This window comes from Frigoribacterium faeni (genome assembly GCF_011761235.1).
GTDB classification, from domain to species: Bacteria; Actinomycetota; Actinomycetes; order Actinomycetales; family Microbacteriaceae; genus Frigoribacterium; species Frigoribacterium faeni_A.
Window position 1 is genome coordinate 742530 of record NZ_JAAOYW010000002.1, and the last position, 18132, is coordinate 760661.

At 74.3% G+C, this 18132-nt stretch carries 19 protein-coding genes and 1 pseudogene; 9 read left to right on the top strand and 11 right to left on the bottom strand.

The genetic code is table 11. The features are described from left to right. Window positions 1-4: 4 nt before the first annotated feature. Window positions 5-931, bottom strand: a complete 927-nt coding sequence (locus tag FHR78_RS09990) for a phosphate/phosphite/phosphonate ABC transporter substrate-binding protein (RefSeq protein WP_166760341.1) — start codon at window positions 929-931, stop codon at window positions 5-7. Between the two features lie 184 nt (window positions 932-1115). Here FHR78_RS09990 and FHR78_RS09995 point away from each other — a divergent pair, with 184 nt between their 5' ends. From FHR78_RS09995 to FHR78_RS10005, 3 genes are read left to right on the top strand one after another with little or no spacing between them, the layout of a single operon-like run. Next, the gene (locus tag FHR78_RS09995; RefSeq protein WP_166760342.1) at window positions 1116-1535 is read left to right on the top strand and encodes a hypothetical protein; all 420 of its coding nucleotides are present in this window, start codon (window positions 1116-1118) and stop codon (window positions 1533-1535) included. Further along, complete coding sequence (locus tag FHR78_RS10000; RefSeq protein ID WP_166760343.1) at window positions 1528-1734, top strand: helix-turn-helix domain-containing protein; 207 nt, start codon at window positions 1528-1530, stop codon at window positions 1732-1734. The genes FHR78_RS09995 and FHR78_RS10000 overlap by 8 nt, the downstream gene beginning before the upstream one ends. Continuing rightward, entirely contained in the window at window positions 1731-2084 is a 354-nt protein-coding gene (locus FHR78_RS10005; protein WP_166760344.1) for an SdpI family protein, read from the top strand. Before FHR78_RS10000 ends, FHR78_RS10005 begins: the two co-directional genes overlap by 4 nt. A gap of 94 nt (window positions 2085-2178) precedes the next feature. Here FHR78_RS10005 and FHR78_RS10010 read toward each other — a convergent pair whose 3' ends face one another. The 3 genes from FHR78_RS10010 to FHR78_RS10020 form a co-directional block, all read right to left on the bottom strand. Next, window positions 2179-3078: an EamA family transporter gene (locus tag FHR78_RS10010; protein ID WP_166760345.1), complete on the bottom strand. Its 900-nt coding sequence runs from the start codon at window positions 3076-3078 to the stop codon at window positions 2179-2181. A gap of 294 nt (window positions 3079-3372) precedes the next feature. After that, the gene (locus FHR78_RS10015; protein WP_166760346.1) at window positions 3373-3543 is read right to left on the bottom strand and encodes an antitoxin; all 171 of its coding nucleotides are present in this window, start codon (window positions 3541-3543) and stop codon (window positions 3373-3375) included. Between the two features lie 143 nt (window positions 3544-3686). Next, window positions 3687-4511, bottom strand: coding sequence for an oxidoreductase (locus FHR78_RS10020; protein WP_166760347.1), 825 nt, complete (start codon window positions 4509-4511; stop codon window positions 3687-3689). 176 nt (window positions 4512-4687) lie between these two features. Here FHR78_RS10020 and FHR78_RS10025 point away from each other — a divergent pair, with 176 nt between their 5' ends. The 3 genes and pseudogenes from FHR78_RS10025 to FHR78_RS10035 all read left to right on the top strand — a co-directional run bounded on the left by FHR78_RS10025 (window position 4688) and on the right by FHR78_RS10035 (window position 5968). Then, window positions 4688-5188 carry a hypothetical protein gene (locus FHR78_RS10025; protein WP_166760348.1) on the top strand — a complete coding sequence of 167 codons (501 nt, stop codon included), beginning with the start codon at window positions 4688-4690 and terminating at the stop codon, window positions 5186-5188. A gap of 101 nt (window positions 5189-5289) precedes the next feature. Then, a pseudogene (locus tag FHR78_RS10030) lies at window positions 5290-5475 on the top strand (VIT1/CCC1 transporter family protein); the annotation flags it as partial. 88 nt (window positions 5476-5563) lie between these two features. Next, on the top strand, window positions 5564-5968 hold the full coding sequence (locus tag FHR78_RS10035) for a tautomerase family protein (RefSeq protein WP_166760349.1): 405 nt from the start codon (window positions 5564-5566) through the stop codon (window positions 5966-5968). A gap of 264 nt (window positions 5969-6232) precedes the next feature. Here FHR78_RS10035 and FHR78_RS10040 read toward each other — a convergent pair whose 3' ends face one another. Together FHR78_RS10040 and FHR78_RS10045 are read right to left on the bottom strand one after the other, a co-directional pair. After that, a complete protein-coding gene (locus tag FHR78_RS10040) occupies window positions 6233-9589 on the bottom strand; it encodes a hypothetical protein (protein ID WP_166760350.1) in 3357 nt (1118 codons plus the stop codon). Between the two features lie 257 nt (window positions 9590-9846). Continuing rightward, window positions 9847-11433 carry a Na+/H+ antiporter gene (locus tag FHR78_RS10045; RefSeq protein ID WP_166760351.1) on the bottom strand — a complete coding sequence of 529 codons (1587 nt, stop codon included), beginning with the start codon at window positions 11431-11433 and terminating at the stop codon, window positions 9847-9849. A 162-nt stretch (window positions 11434-11595) separates the two neighbouring features. Between FHR78_RS10045 and FHR78_RS10050 the strand changes: the two genes are divergently transcribed. Continuing rightward, window positions 11596-12489 (top strand): helix-turn-helix transcriptional regulator, encoded by an 894-nt coding sequence (locus FHR78_RS10050; RefSeq protein ID WP_166760352.1) that lies wholly within the window; start codon window positions 11596-11598, stop codon window positions 12487-12489. 31 nt (window positions 12490-12520) lie between these two features. On the opposite strand, the gene FHR78_RS10055 is transcribed toward FHR78_RS10050, so the two are convergent. The 4 genes from FHR78_RS10055 to FHR78_RS10070 form a co-directional block, all read right to left on the bottom strand. After that, window positions 12521-12754 (bottom strand): hypothetical protein, encoded by a 234-nt coding sequence (locus FHR78_RS10055; protein ID WP_166760353.1) that lies wholly within the window; start codon window positions 12752-12754, stop codon window positions 12521-12523. A gap of 71 nt (window positions 12755-12825) precedes the next feature. Continuing rightward, window positions 12826-13134, bottom strand: coding sequence for a hypothetical protein (locus FHR78_RS10060; protein WP_166760354.1), 309 nt, complete (start codon window positions 13132-13134; stop codon window positions 12826-12828). A 130-nt stretch (window positions 13135-13264) separates the two neighbouring features. After that, window positions 13265-14299, bottom strand: coding sequence for a hypothetical protein (locus tag FHR78_RS10065; RefSeq protein ID WP_166760355.1), 1035 nt, complete (start codon window positions 14297-14299; stop codon window positions 13265-13267). Beyond that, window positions 14296-14661: a PadR family transcriptional regulator gene (locus FHR78_RS10070; RefSeq protein WP_208393053.1), complete on the bottom strand. Its 366-nt coding sequence runs from the start codon at window positions 14659-14661 to the stop codon at window positions 14296-14298. The genes FHR78_RS10065 and FHR78_RS10070 overlap by 4 nt, the downstream gene beginning before the upstream one ends. A gap of 157 nt (window positions 14662-14818) precedes the next feature. Here FHR78_RS10070 and FHR78_RS10075 point away from each other — a divergent pair, with 157 nt between their 5' ends. Together FHR78_RS10075 and FHR78_RS10080 are read left to right on the top strand one after the other, a co-directional pair. After that, entirely contained in the window at window positions 14819-16090 is a 1272-nt protein-coding gene (locus FHR78_RS10075) for a histidine kinase (protein ID WP_166760356.1), read from the top strand. Then, window positions 16083-16751, top strand: a complete 669-nt coding sequence (locus tag FHR78_RS10080) for a response regulator (RefSeq protein WP_166760357.1) — start codon at window positions 16083-16085, stop codon at window positions 16749-16751. Before FHR78_RS10075 ends, FHR78_RS10080 begins: the two co-directional genes overlap by 8 nt. An 82-nt stretch (window positions 16752-16833) precedes the next feature. Here the strand turns inward: FHR78_RS10080 and FHR78_RS10085 are convergent, their stop codons facing one another. Beyond that, window positions 16834-17907, bottom strand: a complete 1074-nt coding sequence (locus FHR78_RS10085; protein WP_166760358.1) for a ubiquitin-like protein — start codon at window positions 17905-17907, stop codon at window positions 16834-16836. Window positions 17908-18132 lie beyond the last annotated feature (225 nt).

An 18132-nucleotide genomic window follows, 5' to 3' on the forward strand; every position in this document is an offset into this window, starting at 1 on the left:
GCCGTCAGGCCTGGCACTGCGTGGCGTTCGTCTTCTCGCAGATGTCGCGGATCTCGTCGTAGTAGGCGTCGTCGACGGGCGTGGTCTGGAAGAACACGGCACGGAAGCCCTCGCTGTCGGCGCTCTCGATGCCCGACTCGACGATCTGGTCGGCGGTGACGTTCGAGAGGACGTCCTTGAGCTGCTGCTTCACGTCGTCGGGCAGGGAGTCGGACTCGACGATCGGGGCGCCGGGCACCATCTGCTCGTCGATCACCTCGACGGCGTCGCTCTTGGCCACCTCGCTGTCCTCGGCGAAGCCGGCATCGCACTCGGTGCCCTCGCCGGTCTTCTGCACGCTGACGTCGTGCTTGCCGGCGAAGACGGGCGTGATGTCCTCCTCGGGGTCGATGCCGGCCTCGAGCAGCGCGTAGCTCGGGAACAGGTAGCCCGAGGTCGACGACGGGTCGACGAAGCAGATCTTCTTGCCGGCCATGTCGGCGATCGACGTGATGTCGCTGCCCTTCGGCACGATGGCCTGCGAGAAGTAGCCGGGCTCCTGGCCCTCGGCCGTGGTGATCGACGAGATCGGGGTCAGCTCGGCGCCGTTGTTCGTGGCGGTGACGTAGGTGAAGCCCGAGAACGACGCGACGTCGATCTGGCCGGCGATGCTCGCCTCGATCAGCGCGGCGTAGTGGGTGGACTCGTGGTACTCGACGGTCTTGCCGGTCTCCTGCGCGATGTAGTCCATCAGCGGCTGGTAGTTGGTCTCGGTGTCGACCGAGTCGGGCACGACGCCGAAGACGAGCGTGCTCGAGTCGACGGCGTAGCCGGCGTCGCCGGACCCGGAGCCCTCGGCCGAGGAGGCGGCGGTCGAGCAGCCGGCGAGGGCGGTGGTCAGCAGGGCGACGCCGGCGAGGGCGATCGCGGCGCGGGGGCGGCGGAGGGACATGACGGCCTTTCGGAGGGGAGCGGGACGTCACGATGGTGACACGCACCCGGCCGACATAGGAACCTAACTCGTGCCACGTTCAGGCAGAGTTCACCTCTTGTATGCCGAAGCCGCGCCGGTCACCCGCGGCCGTCAGAGTAAAGCAAACATGACACTGCCGGTCTCGACTCCCTAGCGTCGAGGCATGTTCGCACCCCTGGCCAAGACCCTCGTCCCGACGATCGTCGCAGCCATAGCCCTCGGCGCAGGCGCGGCCGGCGCGACCTCGGGCTGGGCGACGGACGCGATCGTGCGAGGCGCCGGAGCCGGCCTCCTCGTCGCCCTGGCCGTCACCGTCCACGTCTCCGCTCGGACGCTCGCCCAGCGGACTCCCGAGGCGCGTGGTGCCGAGTTCAGGGACGGGTCGATCGAGCACGCCGTCATCGAGAAGGCGGCCGGATCGGCCTTCTTCGACACGGTCTCGCTCGCGGCGGTCGCGAGCGTCGTTGGCCTGTTCGCTCCTGCGATCGCCGTGTACCTGCTGGCCGCGGTCGCGGTCTTCGCCATCGCCGACTTCTTGGTCCGCGCCTCCCGAGCCTGGAGGGGGCTGACCGTCGGTGGATAACGACGTCAGGTCGAGACGGGAGGGGGCGGGACTCACCCAGGCCCAGCTGGCCGACCTCGTGGGGGTCTCCCGCCAGACCATCATCTCGATCGAACGCGGCAGGTACGACCCTGGTCTGCGACTCGCCTTCGACCTCGCCGCCGCGCTCGAGGCCGAGCTCACGACCCTCTTCTTCCCCGTCGAAAGGCCCACCTCATGACCGTCGTCGTCATCGCAATGACCTTGTCCGTCCTCATCGCCGCGATGACGGCGGCCGCCGCCCGGGGGCTGCTGAAGGCCAACGGCGCGGTGGGCATCCGCACCGCCGCGACCATGAGGAGCCAGGAGGCCTGGCGCGTCGCCCACGCGAGAGCACTTCCGACGACCGTGCTGACCGCCGCGATCGTCGTCGCTGCAGGCATCGTCCTCCTCCTCGTCGGCCTGCCCGAGGGCCAGATGGAGACAGCTGGCGGCATCCTCACCGCCGTGACCGTCGTGGGAGTCATCGGCGCCGCCGTGATCGCGCACCGTGCGGCGCAGCGGGTCGCAGCTGCGGAACGGCACGCGTGACGCCGCACCCTCGTGCACGGCACGGCCACTGGGCTCGGTGCCCTGTACGACGTGCGGCATCCGCCGGCCTGCGCAGCGGGCACGGCTCTGCCGGTCAGAGGGCGAGCAGGGCGATGCCGCCGAGCACGACGACCGAGGCCGTGAGCCGCTTCGCGACGGACCCCTCGCGCAGCACGAGGGCGCCGAAGACGGCGACCATCACGACGCTGGTCTCGCGCGCCGGGGCGACGAGCGCGACCGGGGTCGTCTGGATCGCGACGAGCACGAGGATGTACGACAGCGGCGACAGCACCCCGAAGGCGAGCACGCGCGGCCAGTGCGCCCGGGCGACGTCGAGCAGCTCGCGGCGTCGGCGGCCGAGCGTCGCCGTGTAGAAGACGACCTCGACGGCGGTGACGCCGACCATGAACGACACCGGCGAGAGCTCCCAGGTGCGCAGGGCGTGCGCGTCCCAGATCGTGTAGGAGGCGATGGCCAGGCCGGTCAGGAGGCCCCAGGCGATCCCGGGGTCGACCCGCCGCCTCCTTCGGGGTGCCCCGTCGGCGTCGACGACGGGTGCCGGCGACGACCCGGGGCGGCGGTCGATCAGACCGGTCGCGACGACTCCGGCGACGACGACGGCGATGCCCACCGCGGCGAGCGCCGACAGTCGTTCGCCGAGCAGGACGACGGCCAGCACGGCGCTGACGGCCGGGCCGGTGCCCCGGGCGGTCGCGTAGACGGTGGAGAGCGACCCTGCCGCGTAGCCGCGCTGCAGCACGGTCATGTAGACGACGTGCAGCACGGCCGAGACGCCGGCGCCGAGGGCGAGGCCCGCGACGCTGCCGCCGAGCCCGCCGGTGAACGGGACGACGGGCAGCCAGAGCACGGCGCTGGCGACGGCGCCCCACCAGAGGAACGGCGTGCCGATGCGGCTGACACCGTGGGCGACGACGTTCCACGAGGCGTGGCAGACGGCCGCGGCGAGGACGAGGAACAGCGCGGTGGTGGACATCTCGGGACCCTTCGACCCGACGCAGGGCACGTCGGCAGGATCCTCCAGGCTTTTGTCCGTTCAGATGACGGCGGGACGGTGGCGCCCTGCCGTGGCGCCGCTCGGACCAGTCGGGTCGTGGGACCCCGGAACCCTAGGCGCTGTCGGTCGGGACCCTAGCAGGTGCGGATGTCCGGCCAGGGGCCGGACAGACGACACCGCACCGGGTCCCGTGCACGGCACCGGGTCTAGACGCGGTGCGGTGCACGGAACGCGGTGCGGTGCGGTGGTGCTGCTGCTGGTGGGCAGCTCGGCTCAGTGGCCGACCTTCTTGTCGGCGGCGTCGCCGGCCGAGTCGATCTTCTCGTCGTACTTGCCGCCGGTCTTCTGCGAGACGGCCTGCTCGGCCTTGTCGATGCCCGCGTCGGAGGCCTTCTCGCCCTTGTCGCTGTTGAGCGCGTCCTTGGCGCTGTCCATGAGACCCATGTCGGTGTCCTCTCGTCGGCGGCCCGCCCGGTGCGGACCTCGGCCCAGGCCACTCCCCTCGGCGGCCGCGCGCCCGGCACGCCCAGCCACGTCACAGTCCCGGGCGACGGCGTACCCCGGCGGCGGCGTCGTACCCCGTCGCGTCAGAACCCGGTCGCCCGGCTGCGCTCCGCCCAGGTGTCGACGTCGGTGCGCAGGTCGTCGAGGGCGCCCGTGACGATGTCGACCGCGTCGTCGCCGAGCAGCAGCAGGTACGGCGCCTCGCCGGAGTCGACGGCGTCGACGAGCAGCCGGGCGCCGAGCACGGGGTCGCCGGGCTGGGTGCCGTCGCTGGTGTCGTTCTCCTTGCGGCGCCTGCCCGCGGTCTCGGCGTAGTCGTCGATGGGCGTCGCGGACTGCGTGAGCGACCGGCCCGAGAAGTCGGTGCGGAAGCTGCCGGGCTCGACCACCACGGCCTGGATCCCGAGCGGGGCCAGCTCGGTGCGCAGCGCCATGGTCATCTGCTCGATGGCGGCCTTGACGGCGCCGTAGTAGCCCGACCCCGGCCCGGTGCGCCGTGCACCGATCGACGACAAGTTGACGATCGTGCCCGAGCGCCGCGAGCGCATCCCGGGCAGCACGGCCTTGATCGTCCGGACGCTGCCGTGGAAGTGCGTGTCGAAGAGCCGCAGCACGTCGGCCTCGTCGCCCTCCTCGACGGCGGACCGGTACCCGTAGCCGGCGTTGTTGACGAGCACGTCGACGCCGCCGAAGCGCTCGGTCGCCGCGGCCACGGCCGCCTCGACCTGCTGCGGGTCCGTGACGTCGAGCGCCGCCGCGAGCGCGTGGTCCGGGCGGGCGTCCGCGATGTCCTGCACGGCGGCGACGTCGCGGGCGGTGACGACGACGTCGTGGCCGCGGGCCAGCGCCTCCTCGGCGAACGCGCGTCCCAGTCCGGTGGAGCAGCCGGTGATGAGCCAGGTCGACATGGTCGGTCCTCTTCCTGTCGTGGTGGGGGGCGCCTCCTCGATCGGGGCGTCCTGGGCCGGGTCCCATGCAACCCCGGGTCCCGCGTCGGTGCCAGGTACGGGCGGGCCCCCTCCTGCCCGCTCCTGACGCCGCACCTGCCGCCGCACGGCGTCGACCCCGCCAGTACGATCGCGCCATGGGGACCGAGGGCGAGACGACCGTGCTGTTCGAGACGAAGGCGGGTGCGGTGTGGGTGTTCCCGGCCGTGATGGCCGTGGCGCTCCTCCTCGTGGTGCTGGGCGGGCGGCCCCGGACGGACGCTCTCGGCACCGTCGTCCTGGTCGTGCTGGGCGCCTTCATGGCCTTCATCGCGGTCGTCGTCAAGAAGAGCTGGTTCCGTCTCTACGCTGACCGCATCGAGCACGCCTCGCTGACCGGCACGGCGAAGGTGCTGTGGTTCCGCGACGTGGAGGAGGCGGTGCTGCGCGAGGCCCCCTTCGGCGGCGGGCCGACCCTGAAGGTGCGCTCGACGACCGGGGAGGTGCTCAGCTGGGACGCCAACCCGAAGCACGACGACGACGGCCACCGCATCGAGAAGAAGATCAAGGCCGTCTACGAGGCCCTCGTCGCGTACGGCGTCGAGGTGGACTCGCTCAACTACATGCGGACGGGCCCGTTCCGCATGTGGCGGGTCTGACGCTCCCGCGACGAGCCCGGCTCAGCCGACCACCACCGGCAGCGTGAGCTCCATCGTGGTCCCGTCCGGCGACGTGGCGGCGACCCGGACGTCGCCGCCGTGACCTGCGCGTTCCGGTGACGGTCGTGGTCGTCCTCCTCGCCCTCGCGGGCACGGGTGCGCTCGGCGCGCGCCTGGGACGAGGAGGCGTCGGTCGCGCGACCGTGCGGGTGATCGTCGGCGGGGCGCTCGCCCTCGCCGCCACGTACCTCGTGGGCACCCTGCTGGGCACCTCCGGCATCGCGTGAGCGCGTCTCCGGTCACAGACGACCCGAGTACAGCTGACCCCGGGAGCACCGGCTCCCGCCGCACCCCATCCCCCGACAGGAGACGCCCATGCCCCTCATCAGGATCGACCTCGTCGAAGGCCGCTCGGACGAGCAGATCGCCGCGATCGGCGACACCCTCATGCGCACGCTCGTCGACGTCTACGGCCTGCCCGAGCGCGACCGGTTCCAGATCGTCACCGAGCACGCGCCCGGCCGCCTCACCGCGCTCGACGTCGGGCTCGGCATCGAGCGCTCCGAGCAGGTCGTCGTCATCCAGATCACCACCCAGGCCGGGCGCAGCACCGACGAGAAGCAGGAGTTCTTCCGCGTCCTCGCCGAGAACCTGGCCGCGGTCGGAGTCGCCGGCGAGGACCTCGTGATCGGCTTCGTCGAGAACACCCCGGCCGACTGGTCGTTCGGCTTCGGCCGCGCCCAGTACGTGACGGGCGAGCTCGCGAAGCCGGGCAGCTGACGACGCCCCCTTCCCGCCGCCGCGGGTGCGCGACGGGGCCGACGGTGCCGCCGCCGCCCCCCTCCCCGCCGCCGCACCCCGAAGTGGACGATGCACCCCGAAACGACGGGGTGCATGGTCCACTTCGGGGTGCGAGAGCAGCGCCGGGTCGCTCGGGGGTGCGAGAGCCGCGCCGACCCGCCCGGGCGGAGGTGCGAAGCCCGCGCCGCGTCGGCCCCGCCGCGCAGGTGCGCGACGGGGCCGACGGTGCTCAGCGGCAGGGGCCTAGTCGGCCCGCACCTCGCCGCGAGACGGAGCAGGCGCCAGACCGGCCAGCGCGGACAGCCCACCGGCACCGGCCTCGGACACCGCCTCGGCCTCCCCCGCAGCCCGGCGCCGCGCCGTCACGGCGGCGACCCCGAGGCAGAGCAGCGCCAGGGCGAGCGTCAGCAGCACGCCCGTGACGAGGCCGGGACCGGTGTAGGCGAGGTCGGAACCGGCGGCACCGGACCCCGAGCCGGTCGCGATCGGCGACGCACCGGAGGCGGCGGGCACGACCGGCACCGCGCCTCCTGCGCCCGTGCCGGCTCCGCCGCCCGCACCGGCACCGGGCACGGCGGGCTGACCGGGCACGGTCGGCTCACCGGGCACGACGGGCCCGTCCGGGTCGACGGGGGCCGGCACGACGACCTCGGCGCCCACCCGGTAGCTCGCCGTCGCGGTCAGGCCGGAGCCCGCCCCGAGCGCGCTCACCGTGCGGACCCCGTCGGGGGCGTCGGCCGCGATCGTGCTGACCAGCGCGAACGAGCCGGCCGAGTCGGCGACGACGGTCTCGACGAGGGGCTCGCCGGCGTCGACGACCGCGACCGTCGGCGCACCGTCGGCCGTCGCGGCCTGCGGGGCGATGGTGACCGCGACCGCCTCGCCGACCCGGAAGCCCGAGCCCGAGATGGTCAGCGACTGGCCCTGCTGCACGACGTCGTCCGACACCGTGAGCGTGCCGGCCTCGGCCTGCGCCTCGGCACAGGCGTCGCCCTGCACGCCGACGGCCGGGGCCATCGGCAGCACGGCGGCGGGCGCCGTGGCCGTCTCCGGCGTGACGACCGCGTCGTCCTCGCGCACCGTCACCCAGCCGAAGCTGTCGCCGATGGTCGAGCCCTCCTGCGTGTTCGAGATGGTCGCGCGGAACCGGGACGTCGCGGTCGGGCTCGACGCGTCGTCGCCCGTCGTCGGCACCGTGACGACCTTGCAGGTCTCGCCGGGGGCGAAGGTCAGCGGCCGCATCGCGACGTCGACCTTGCCGCTCGGCGTGCCGATCGCGCTGAACCACGCGGTGGTGGGGGCGTCGGAGGCGCGGCTCAGCAGCACCGGGACGTCCACCGACCCGAGGCCGTCGCCCTCCTCGACCGCCACGTCGGGCACCGAGAGGAACGGCCTCGTCGACACGGCGGCCGTGCCGACGCTCGGCGCGCCGAGGAACGACAGGTCGCTGAGCAGGGCGCCTCCGGCGGTGCGGGGAGCCGTGAAGCGCACCTCGCGCACGTCGGTCAGGTCGACCCCGGTGAACGACGCGACCGGGATCTCGAGCTGCTGCATGATCAGCTTTCGCAGCGGCGTCCGCGTGCCGGGCAGCACCTGCAGGGCGTCGCCGAACTCCGACGCGGGCAGGCTCGCCGAGCCGCCCTGGCCGTCGACGAGGGTCACGACGAGCTCGGCGCGGGTCGCGACGGTCTCGTCGGGGCTGACGCGGAACGACAGCCGCTCGGTGCCCGACACGTCGGTCGAGCCGCCGGGCATCGGCACGCGCAGCTCGGCGGGGGCCGCCGTGGCGGACGCGGGCTCGGTCCATGTGAAGCGCAGCGACGGGGTGGTCGGCACCGACGGCGCGAAGTTCGCCGGGGTGAAGTCGGGCACCTGCGCCGAGAGCAGCGAGGTCGCGCAGTACGGCTGGGTGCCGGGCACGGGGCGACCGGCGAGGCTGGCGCACCAGGTGTACGTCCCGGCGCCGGCCACGCGCACGGCGGGGTCGGGCGTCGCGAACGTCTGCACGTCGAGGCGGGTCGAGGCGGGCTGCGAGGCGGTGACGCGCACGTCGGCGCGGCCGGCCGAGGCGGGCACGGCGTCCGAGCCGTCGAACATCGGCAGGAACTGCTGCTCGCCGCCCATCGTCAGGCGGAAGAAGCCGGACAGGTAGGCGGTGCCGACGTCGTACTGCTCGTCGTCGGTGAGGCGGGCGGGCGCCGTGCCGTAGCCGCAGTCGGGGTCGACCTGCGGGCGGTCCTGGGCGGCCCAGTCGTCGCTGGCCGAGTACGCGTACTTGCTGGGCGTCCACGTCGTGTTGAAGAAGTTGTGGTTCGTGCCCATCACGAGCACCGACGAGCGCAGCACGTCGTCGCCGTAGGCGAGGCGCGAGTCGTCGAAGAAGTGCTGGCCCTGCAGGTTCGACACGTCGCCGTCGCAGTACGGCAGCACGACGGCCATGGGCACGTCGGGCAGCGTCATGCGGCCGAAGTCGGTCGGGGCGAGGGGCAGCACGGCCTCGATGCCGAAGGGGTCGGGCAGCTCGGCGTTGAGCAGGGCGGCGCGCACGGCGCCGTCACCGCCGCGCGAGTGCCCCATCAGCCCGACGTGGTCGAGGTCGAGCCGACCGATCAGCGCCGGGCTGAGACCGGCCGCGGTGCCGACGTTCGCCTGCTCGAGCAGCGCGAGGTGGTCGAGGATCAGCTGCGCGCGGGCGACCGCGCCGTTGTCGTCGGACAGCGTGCCGTCGAGGGCGTTGATCGCGTTGGCCGAGATCGACACGACGGCGTAGCCCTGGCTGGCGAGCACGTCGGCCGCGCCCTGGTAGCCGAGCCAGCTCTCGACGTCGACCTGGTCGGGGTTGCAGGGCCAGGCCAGCGGGTTGCGGGTGCCGCCCGAGCACGAGGTGTGGCGCCCGTGCAGGAACATCACCACGGGCCGCTCGCCCGCCGCGCCGACGGGCATCGTGACCGAGGCGCGCATCTCGCCGAGGCGGCCGAAGCCGCGGATCTCGGCGGCCTCGTCGCCCAGGTCGTAGTCGAGGCGCTCGGTCGCGTACGCGCCGAGGGCAGCGGGCTCCGCGTCGAGCAGCCGGGCCGCGGCGGCGCCGTCGTCCGGGGCGGACGGGGCGGACGTCGCGGGCGGGGGCGTGGCCTGGCGGCGCTGCGCCGAGCCCGAGGAGGCGGCGGCCGGGTCGGCCTCGCCCGTCCAGCCGACCTCCACCGAGGAGGCGGTGGCCGCGGCGGCCGCGGCCGTCACGACGGTGAGGGTGAGGCCGTCGAGGCTCTGTGCGGCGACGCCGAGCTCCACCCCGTCGGCCCACAGCGTGGGGGCCGCGCTGCGCTGCTCGACGGGGACGTCGAGGGTCTTGGTGACGACGAAGCCGCCCGCGGCCGGGGTGACGGTCCAGTCCGCCCCCTGGGCGAGCGTGGCGACGGCGGGAGGCGCGGCGGCGGCGGGGGCGCCGAGCGCGAGGGTGCCCGCGGCGACGCAGAGCGTGGTCGCCACCGCGACGCGGCGCCACAGGCGGTCGAGCGGGCGGGAGGCGGGTCGGTCGGGCGATCGGTCGGCGGGGCGCCGGGAGGCAGGCCTGCGGGCAGGCCGGGAGGATGACGAGGGCACGGATCTCCTGGGTGAGGGGGGAGGAGCGGGACAGGTCGTCCACCCCCGGGGCGCAGGCGGCGTGCTCTCCGTCGACCCGATCCAGGGTGGATCCAGGGGAACCATAAAGGCGATGCACAGGCTGCAGGCGGTTTTGTATACAACCTTCACGCCGCCGAAACGACCCCGAAACGCGGGGCGCCGCGGCCGCCCGCCGACCTGCCCGGCCGCACCGCGCCTCCTGGTCCGACAGCTCCTCGAGAGCCGCCCCGCGCCTCCTACTCCGAGAGCTCCTCGGGGGCCAGCCGCACCTCCTCGGCGTCCAGGGTCGCCTGCACCTGCCGCAGCACGGTGTCGTCGATCTGCCCCTCGTCGCGCAGGCGCACCACGGTCTCGCGCTTGCGGTGCAGGATCTCGAGCCGCAGCGCGCGGTACTGCTCGTCGCGCCGCACGTCCTCGTCGTCCTCGGCGGCGACGTCGCCGGCCTGGACGACCCGCAGGTTCGCCTCGTACTCCTCGCGGGCCCTGTCCTCGACCTCCTGGTCCACCTCGAGGTCGCGGGCGACCGCCGACAACGCGTCCAGCGCCTCCTCGGTGGCCGTCGTCTCGGCGAGACGGCGCTCCTCGACGACGCCGGTGTCCTCGGGCAGCGACGCCCAGCGCACGACCGCGGGCAGCAGCAGGCCCTGCACGACGAGCGTGACGACGATCACGCCCGAGGTGACGAACACGATCATGTCGCGGTCGGGGAACCCGTCGCCCGACGAGAGCACGAGCGGCACGCCGAGCGCCGCGGCCAGCGACACCGCGCCGCGGAACCCGGACAGCCCGCTGAGCACCCGCGCCCGGTGGCTGACCCGCCGCTCGCGCTGCTGGGGGCGCCGGTCGATCGCGCGGATCGCGTACGCCGCGACGAACAGGAACGCGATGCGCACGGCGATGAGCGTCACGCTGATCACGGCGACCGACACCAGCCCAGTGGCGACGAGGCGGGCGTCGAGGGAGCGGACCGCCGTCTGCAGCTCGAGGCCGACGAGCACGAACAAGGAGGCGTTGAGCAGGAACGTCGACAGGCTCCAGAAGGCAGCCGACTCGCGTCGCGTCGCGCCCCGGTCACGGCGGGGCGCCGCCTGGCTGAGCGCGAGGCCCGCGACGACGACGGCCAGCACGCCCGACGACTCGACCGACTCGGCCACCAGGTAGGCGACGAACGGCGTGAGGATGGTGATGACGGTCTCCTGCAGGGGGTCGTCGAGGCGGCTGCGGATCCGCTTCACCGCCCAGGCGAGGGCCAGGCCGATCAGCGCGCCTCCCCCGTAGGCGAGCACGACGAGCCACGTGATGCGCAGCGGCGTCGCCTCGTCGTCGCCGGTGACGACCGCGACCGCGAGGCCGTAGATGACCAGGGCGGTGCCGTCGTTGACGAGGCTCTTGGCGCGCAGGGTCGTCACGGTGCGCCGCGGCAGCGACTTCGTGAAGGCGCCGACCGCGGTCGCGTCGGTGGGCGCGACGGCCGCGCCGAGCACCCAGGCAGGGCCCCAGGGCAGGCCGAGGAGGTGCGCGACGGTGGCCACGGCGGCCGCGGTCGCGACGACGAGCACCGTGCTGGTGAGGACGATGCCGCGCAGGTTCGCCTTGATCTCGCGCAGGGACGTGGTGAGGCTCTCCCAGAACAGCAGGGCCGGCAAGAAGAGGAACAGCACCACCTCGGGCGGCAGCTGCACCTCGCGCAGGGCGGGGACGAAGCCGAGCACGACGCCGCTGGCCAGCAGCAGGATCGGCGGGGCGACGTGCAGCCGGCTCGCCAGGCCGCTGCAGATGAGCACGGCGGCGCCGAGCACGACGACGATCTCGAGACCGAGCACGGGGTTCCTCACGGGTGGGCGGGCCGAGGCGGCACCGTGCCCCTGAGACAACTCGCTCGGCGGGGGTCGTGCGGGGTGCTGGTGGTGCCTGGCTCGGCGGGGCGGGCGAGGGGTGCCGACGGACCCTCCCGCGCGCGGCCGCCGCGACCTACGCTCAGGAGCATGGACGACAAGACCCAGGTGCGCGAGTTCCTCGTCAGCCGACGCGGGCGCATCACGCCCGAGCAGGCGGGGCTGCCCGCCTACGGCACGACGCGTCGGGTCTCCGGGCTGCGTCGGGAAGAGGTGGCGATGCTCGCCGGGGTCAGCGTCGACTACTACGTGCGGCTCGAGCGCGGCAACCTGTCCGGCGTCTCCGAGAGCGTGCTCGAGGCGCTCGCGCGGGCGCTGCAGCTGAGCGAGGCCGAGCGGGCGCACCTGTTCGACCTGGCGCGCACCGCGAACGCGTCGCCGACGGCGAGGCGGCGGGTGACGACGCGTCGGGTGCGCCCGCAGGTGCAGCAGATGCTCGACGCGCTGGGCTCGCCCGCCTGGGTCCGCAACGGGCGGGGCGACTTCCTCGCCGGCAACGTGCTCGGGCGCGCGCTGTACTCCGAGATCTTCCGGGACCCGGTGCGGCCGGCGAACACGATCCGGTACACGTTCCTCAGCCCGCGCGCCCGCGACTTCTTCGTCGACTGGGAGAGCACGGCCGACGCGAGCGTCGCCATCCTCCGGGCCGAGGCCGGCCGCGACCCGCACGACCGGGCCCTGTCCGACCTGGTCGGCGAGCTGGCGACCCGCAGCGAGGACTTCCGCGTCCGCTGGGCGGCCCACGACGTCGCCTTCCACCGCACCGGCTTCAAGCGGGTGCACCACCCCGTCGTCGGGCGGCTCGACCTCGACTTCGAGGGCATGGAGCTCACGGCCGACGTCGGCCTCACCGTGTTCGTCTACAGCGCCGAGCCCGGCACGGTCTCGGCCGAGCGTCTCGCCCTGCTCGCCAGCTGGGCCCTCTCCGAGGCCGGCGAGGCGAAGGAGGCGGCGGTCCAGTCCCCCGCACCCGACGCGGTCTGACCCGTCCCGCGTTCCCGGGCCCCGCGCTCGGTCATCGCCGCGGCTCGCTGCCCTCGTCGCCGGGAGCAGAGCGCTCTCGGCGCACGTCGCGGAAGGCCTTCGCGAGGAAGAAGACGCCGAGGAACAGCAGCGGCGTCCCGGCCCACGGGGTGTCCACGGCGGCGAACATCGTGATGCCGACCACGGCGGACACGACCCCGAGGGAGACGTTCGTGCGGAAGGCCTGCTCGGCGGGCCCCTTCGGTCTCTCGTTCAGCGATCCCATGCGTCGACGCTACGTCGCGTCCGGCGCCTCCGCCTCCCTCGCGTGAGGGAGGCCCGCGGCCCGGGTCGCGGTCAGGAGTCCCAGGGACCGAGGTCGCCGCCGTTGAGCCCGTAGATCGCGATGCCGACGATGGCGACGATCGCCAGCACGGCCACGCCGAGCGGCGCCCAGTCGAGGAACCGGTCGGTGCGCGAGCGCGCCGTGCCCGCCGTGGCGGTGCCCGTGGAGCGGACGGCGGGTCGTACGGGGCCTACGGAGGGCCGCGCCTCGTCGACGGGAGCATCGCCCTGGTCGTCGTCGATCTCGGCCAGGCGCCGGCGCAGGTCCTCGCGGAACCGCCGGTCGGCGAGCGAACCGCTGACGTCGTCGGGGTCGGTCATGGTGCTCCTGTCGTTGGGCCGGGGTTCCTGTCTACCCGACGTCCCGGCCGACGGCTACGGCCGCTCGTCCAGCAGTGCCTGGTTCCAGGCCGTGATGTCGAGCGGCTGCGTCGGCGGCAGCTCGATGTCGTCAGGCCGCGTCCGGTGCTCCACGGGTCCTCCCCTCCTGCGCTGTGCGGGGACGGACCGTGAGGGCCGCGACGGCCAGGGCGAGCCACACGCCGACCATGAGGGCGGCCGTGCCGAGGGCCGAGGGGTCCCCGCCGAGGAAGATCGCCCAGGACGCCAGGGCGCTGGCCGCCCAGGGGACGACGGAGAGGACGAGCGCGCCTCCGAGCCGGTGCCCTGCCACCCGGAGCCCGAGGGCGGCGGACAGTGCGGCGACGATAAGGATGCCCGTGACCCCGGGAGACAGGAGTCCGCCGGCCCAGAGGTAGCGGTTGAAGAAGTCGTACCAGCTGGGCAGCCCGGCGGCCAGGGGCACGGACGTCGTGTCCGCCCGGTGCATGAGGAGCAGTGCCCCTGCCAGCGCGACGGACCAGCCCGCCGACGCGGCGGCGGTGCGCCAGGTCCGTCGCGGCCGCCCTGCGGCGGCGACCACGCCGAGACCGGCGAGGAGGACGAACGTCACCCGGTCCGGCGTCGGGTACACGACCGCGTAGTCGGGCGACGACGACGCCTGGAACGCCACGAGCACGACGGCGAGCAGGGCCGCGCCGATGGTCGACGCTCGAGCGGCCGTGCCGCGCCTCGCCAGCACGAACACCGCAGCCAGCACCCAGAGGGCCGTGACCAGGACGCCGGCGCTGGCGAACGGGCCGAAGGGATCCAGGGCGGCAGCGTGGGCCCTGGGGTTCCAGGGCATCCAGTCCTGGACGACGAAGTAGACGAGGGACCAGGCCACGCCGGTGGCGAGCGCGAAGCTCGCGGCAAGGTCGCGCGCCTCGGCCGGGAAGACGGCCGTGACGCGCGCCCGCAGGCCGTTCGCCGCGAGGTCGAGCACCTCGGGCCCACGGGGCCGGTCGCGGCCCTCTGCCTCGGCGACGTCCATCAGGGTCCCCACCACGGCGTCCTCGTTCTCGCGGCGCCACCGCCCGGGGTACCAGCGGAGCAGGCGCCGGTAGCTCCGCTCCAGCCGTTCGAGGTCGACGCCGACGACGCTCATCGGGCCCCGCCGAACTGGACCTGGCCCGCGACCCCCTGCGGTCGCCACTGGGAGATGCGGGAGCGCGCGGCCGCGGCGTTCGCCTCGAGACGGCTCGCGGTGGCCCGCAGCGCCTCGATCCCCTCGACGGTGACCTCGAAGTAGCGACGGTTCCTGCCGTCGACGACCTCGTCGCCGGCCACCGCCACGAGGCCCTGCTCGACGAGTCGGTCGAGCGCGGCGTACAGGGTGCCGACCTTCAGCTGCACCCGGCCCTCGGACAGCTCGGCGGCGTCCGCGATGAGGGCGTAGCCGTGCTTGCGCCCTCCGGCGAGCGAGGTCAGGACGAGCATGGTCGGCTCGCGCATCTCGATGTGGGTCATGCGGCCACTATATTCAACTCATCAGAATATTCAAGGCGATGACGCGAGAAGGCGTCAGACAGCCGCGGCGACCGGTCGCTTGGCGTCGTCTCCCTCGTCGGGATGAGATCCGCGCCCTCTCCCCGGGGGCGCGACCCGCCCCTCCTACTGTCGTGACATGACCACCCTTCGACTCGTCGCCTACGTGGCGGCCCCTGCCGGCGGCGCCGCGTTCGTCGCCCTCTGGACGTTCGCCGAGGCCGGACGGGACGGCCTCGCCGGCGTCGTCGTCCAGGCCGCCGTGCTCGGCCTCGCGATCGGCCTCTGCGTCGTCGCCCCGGCCTTCGCGCTCGTCGCGGTCGTCGCCCTCCCCGCGGCGCAGCTGCTCGGGCTCGCCCCGCCGACGAGCGCGACCACCTGGCCGATGTACGGCGCGATCTGCGTCGTGGCGCTCGTCGTCGCCGCCACCGCGCGCCGACGGGAGCGCCTGCTCGCTCTGCCGCTCACGCTCGTGTCCACCGCGCTGGCCGTCGTGCACCTGACCGTGCCGACCGCCGCCGACCCGGGCAAGTGGACCTCGTGGACGGGCTCGTTCTCCGCGCTGCACCCGATCCGGGACTCGCTCGCGCTGCTGCTGCTCGCCGGCACCGGACTGGTCGTGCTCGCGTGGGGCGCGGGGTTCGGCATCGGAGCGGCGACGCGCCTCCGTCGGCTCGACAGCGTGCTGGCCGACACCGAGGGCCGTCTCGCGGAGACCGACCTCGAGCTGCGCCTGGGCCAGGAGCGGTCGCGGATCTCGCGCGACGTGCACGACTCGGTCGCCCACGCGCTCACGATCGTCGTGGCCCAGTCCGAAGGAGGCGCCGCCCTGCACCGCAGGGACCCTGACGTCGTCGACGTCGTCCTCGAGGCCATCAGCGGGGTCGCCCGGGAGGCCCTCGCCGACGTCCGCGGCCTGGTCGAGCGCATCACCGAGCCCGGCGACGAGCTGCTCTCGCTCGAGGACGTCCCCGCCCTCGCCGAGCGGATGCGCGGGGTCGGCATGGCCGTCACGCTCGACGAGCTCGGCGAGCGCCCGGAGCTGCGCGCCGCCCAGCAGCTGACCGTCTACCGGCTCGTGCAGGAGAGCCTGACGAACGCGCTGAAGCACGGCGGCCAGGCGAGCCGCGCCTCCGTCGTGCTCGACTGGCGCGGGGGCGGGCTGGCGCTGATGGTCCACTCGTCGGGCGGGGCTCCCCTCGTCGCCCGTGGCTCGCTGCCGGGGGCAGGGGCGGGCATCACGGGCATGACCGAGCGGGCCGCCATCAGCGGCGGGTGGCTCACGGCGGGGCCCGACGAGTCGGGCGACTTCGTCGTCACCGCCTCGCTGCCGTTCGGCCAGGGCCCCGCGGCCGCCGCCCCGGACGAGCTCGCCGCGACCGTGCCGGGCGGGAGCGCCGCTCGTGGCTGAGCCGGTCCGGGTCGCCGTCGTCGACGACCTGCCCCTCTTCGCGCTCGGCATCCGCATGCAGCTCGACGCGACCGACGACCTCACCTGCGTGGGCACCGCCTCCGACGGTCGCAGCGGCCTCGAGCTGGTCCGCCGCGAGCGCCCCGACGTCGTGCTGATGGACATCCGCATGCCCGTGCTCGACGGCCTCGCCGCGACGGCGGCGCTGCAGGACGACGGCGCCGACGCGCCCCGCGTGGTCGTCCTCACGACCATCCGCCACGACGAGGCCGTCTACCTCGCCGCGCGCGCCGGGGCCACCGCCTTCCTCACCAAGGACGCCCGGCCGGAGGTGCTGCTCGCGACGGTCCGGGCGGCGGCGGTCGGCGAGACGGTCGGCGACACGGACCAGCTGCTGCGCGACTTCGGTCCACCGCCGGCACGACCGCGCGTCGACGCGCTCGCCGCCCTGACGCCGCGCGAGCGCGAGACGTTCCTGCTGCTCGCGAAGGGCCTGACGAACACCGAGATCGCCGAGGGGTCCCACGTCGCGGAGGCGACCGTGAAGACCCACGTGAGCGCGGTGCTGTCGAAGCTCGGGCTGCGCAGCCGGCTGCAGGTGGTGGTGTTCGCGCACGAGCAGGGGCTGGTCGGCGGGGCGTCGCGGGCGGCGGAGCGGTAGGCGTCGCGGTCTCGCCCCGGGGGCCCGACCGTCGTCGGGGGTGCAGGGCGTGCGCGGTCCCGGGGCCGGGAGCGCGCCTCCTTCAGGCTCGTTCGGCGGAGCGCGAGACGAGGCGCAAGCCGAGGCCCGTGAGCAGGAGCAGGGCGGCGGCGAGCGCAGCGGCGCCGGACGAGGCAGGGCCGGTGAGCGCCAGCTCGGCCGGTCGTGGGGCGTCGACGGCCGTCGGTGCGGTCCCGGCCGCGGCGGCGGGGACGGGGGCGACGCCCGCGCCGGGGAGGGGCGCGTCGCCCTGGGGTGCGGGGGCAGGGGCCGCGGCGGCCTGCAGCGTCGTGAGGGCCGTCACCGGGGACGACGGTCCGGGGCCGTTCGGGTTGACCGCGCGGAGGGCGACCCGGTAGTCGGTGTCGGGCGTGAGCGGGCTCAGGGTCACCTCCGTCACCGACCCGTCGGTGCCCGTCGCCGAGGCCGCGACGGCCCAGGTCGCCCCGCCGTCGATTGAGACCTCGTATCCCGTCAGGGGGATCCCGCCGTCGTCGGGCGTGGGGAACGACAGCACCGCGGCGGTGGCCGCGCTGTCGACCGTCGGCGCCCCGATCCCGTCCGGCACGGTCGTCGTGTCGAGCGTGAAGTCCGCGTCGGCGGAGGCGCCGGCCCCTGGCGAGGACGCGCGGATCGTGAAGGTCGACAGCGCCTTCTGCTCGGGCGCGCCCTGGACTGCCCCCGTGGCCGCGTCGAGGCTGAGCCCGGCGGGGAGGGCACCCGCGACGACGGCGTAGCCGACCTGGTGGCCGGCGGCGTGGACCGCGTCGGCGTACGACGCCCCGACCTGCGGCCGCGCCAGGGCGAGGTCGTCCCACCGGGGCGTGGCGTAGGTCAGCTGGAGGGTGCTCTCCTTCTGGATGCCGTAGTCGGACAGCGAGCGGCCGTCCTGGAGCGTCTGCCCGGCGAACGCGAGGATCTGGTCCTCCGGCAGGACGTCTCGTCGGTCCTGGTACTTGGCCTTGACGTTGTCGATCGTGTCCGACGACTCGACCTCGAGCGTCACGGTCGGCCCGTCGGGCGGGACGACGAAGATCTGCATGGCCATGGCGGGCCCCGCGGACACGAGAGCCAGGGCCGCACCGGCCGCCAGCGCCGCGACGAGTCTCTTCAGCATCTGCCCCTGCTCCCGGATCTCCGCGCACCACGCTCGGTCGCCCCACGGTGGCCGAGCTGACCCGCGACCACCACCCCCTCTTCGGGCGGGCGGGCGGGCCGAGCAGCACCCGTCGGGGGACGGCGTCGCGCCTTCCCCTTGCGCACGACGCCCTGCGCTCGTACTCTGACCTGCAGGATGTAACCGGTTACCCAGCATGGCCCGAGACGGCGACGCGGCTGACCG

What these genes read in the sequence shown, in the direction of transcription:
- FHR78_RS09990 (WP_166760341.1), bottom strand. Translation starts at nt 931, where the DNA reads ATGTCCCTCCGCCGCCCCCGCGCCGCGATCGCCCTCGCCGGCGTCGCC.
- FHR78_RS10060 (WP_166760354.1), bottom strand. Translation starts at nt 13,134, where the DNA reads ATGACCGACCCCGACGACGTCAGCGGTTCGCTCGCCGACCGGCGGTTC.
- FHR78_RS10035 (WP_166760349.1), top strand. Translation starts at nt 5,564, where the DNA reads ATGCCCCTCATCAGGATCGACCTCGTCGAAGGCCGCTCGGACGAGCAG.
- FHR78_RS10025 (WP_166760348.1), top strand. Translation starts at nt 4,688, where the DNA reads ATGGGGACCGAGGGCGAGACGACCGTGCTGTTCGAGACGAAGGCGGGT.
- FHR78_RS10020 (WP_166760347.1), bottom strand. Translation starts at nt 4,511, where the DNA reads ATGTCGACCTGGCTCATCACCGGCTGCTCCACCGGACTGGGACGCGCG.
- FHR78_RS10005 (WP_166760344.1), top strand. Translation starts at nt 1,731, where the DNA reads ATGACCGTCGTCGTCATCGCAATGACCTTGTCCGTCCTCATCGCCGCG.
- FHR78_RS10070 (WP_208393053.1), bottom strand. Translation starts at nt 14,661, where the DNA reads ATGACCCACATCGAGATGCGCGAGCCGACCATGCTCGTCCTGACCTCG.
- FHR78_RS10075 (WP_166760356.1), top strand. Translation starts at nt 14,819, where the DNA reads ATGACCACCCTTCGACTCGTCGCCTACGTGGCGGCCCCTGCCGGCGGC.
- FHR78_RS09995 (WP_166760342.1), top strand. Translation starts at nt 1,116, where the DNA reads ATGTTCGCACCCCTGGCCAAGACCCTCGTCCCGACGATCGTCGCAGCC.
- FHR78_RS10050 (WP_166760352.1), top strand. Translation starts at nt 11,596, where the DNA reads ATGGACGACAAGACCCAGGTGCGCGAGTTCCTCGTCAGCCGACGCGGG.
- FHR78_RS10055 (WP_166760353.1), bottom strand. Translation starts at nt 12,754, where the DNA reads ATGGGATCGCTGAACGAGAGACCGAAGGGGCCCGCCGAGCAGGCCTTC.
- FHR78_RS10015 (WP_166760346.1), bottom strand. Translation starts at nt 3,543, where the DNA reads ATGGGTCTCATGGACAGCGCCAAGGACGCGCTCAACAGCGACAAGGGC.
- FHR78_RS10010 (WP_166760345.1), bottom strand. Translation starts at nt 3,078, where the DNA reads ATGTCCACCACCGCGCTGTTCCTCGTCCTCGCCGCGGCCGTCTGCCAC.
- FHR78_RS10085 (WP_166760358.1), bottom strand. Translation starts at nt 17,907, where the DNA reads ATGCTGAAGAGACTCGTCGCGGCGCTGGCGGCCGGTGCGGCCCTGGCT.
- FHR78_RS10065 (WP_166760355.1), bottom strand. Translation starts at nt 14,299, where the DNA reads ATGAGCGTCGTCGGCGTCGACCTCGAACGGCTGGAGCGGAGCTACCGG.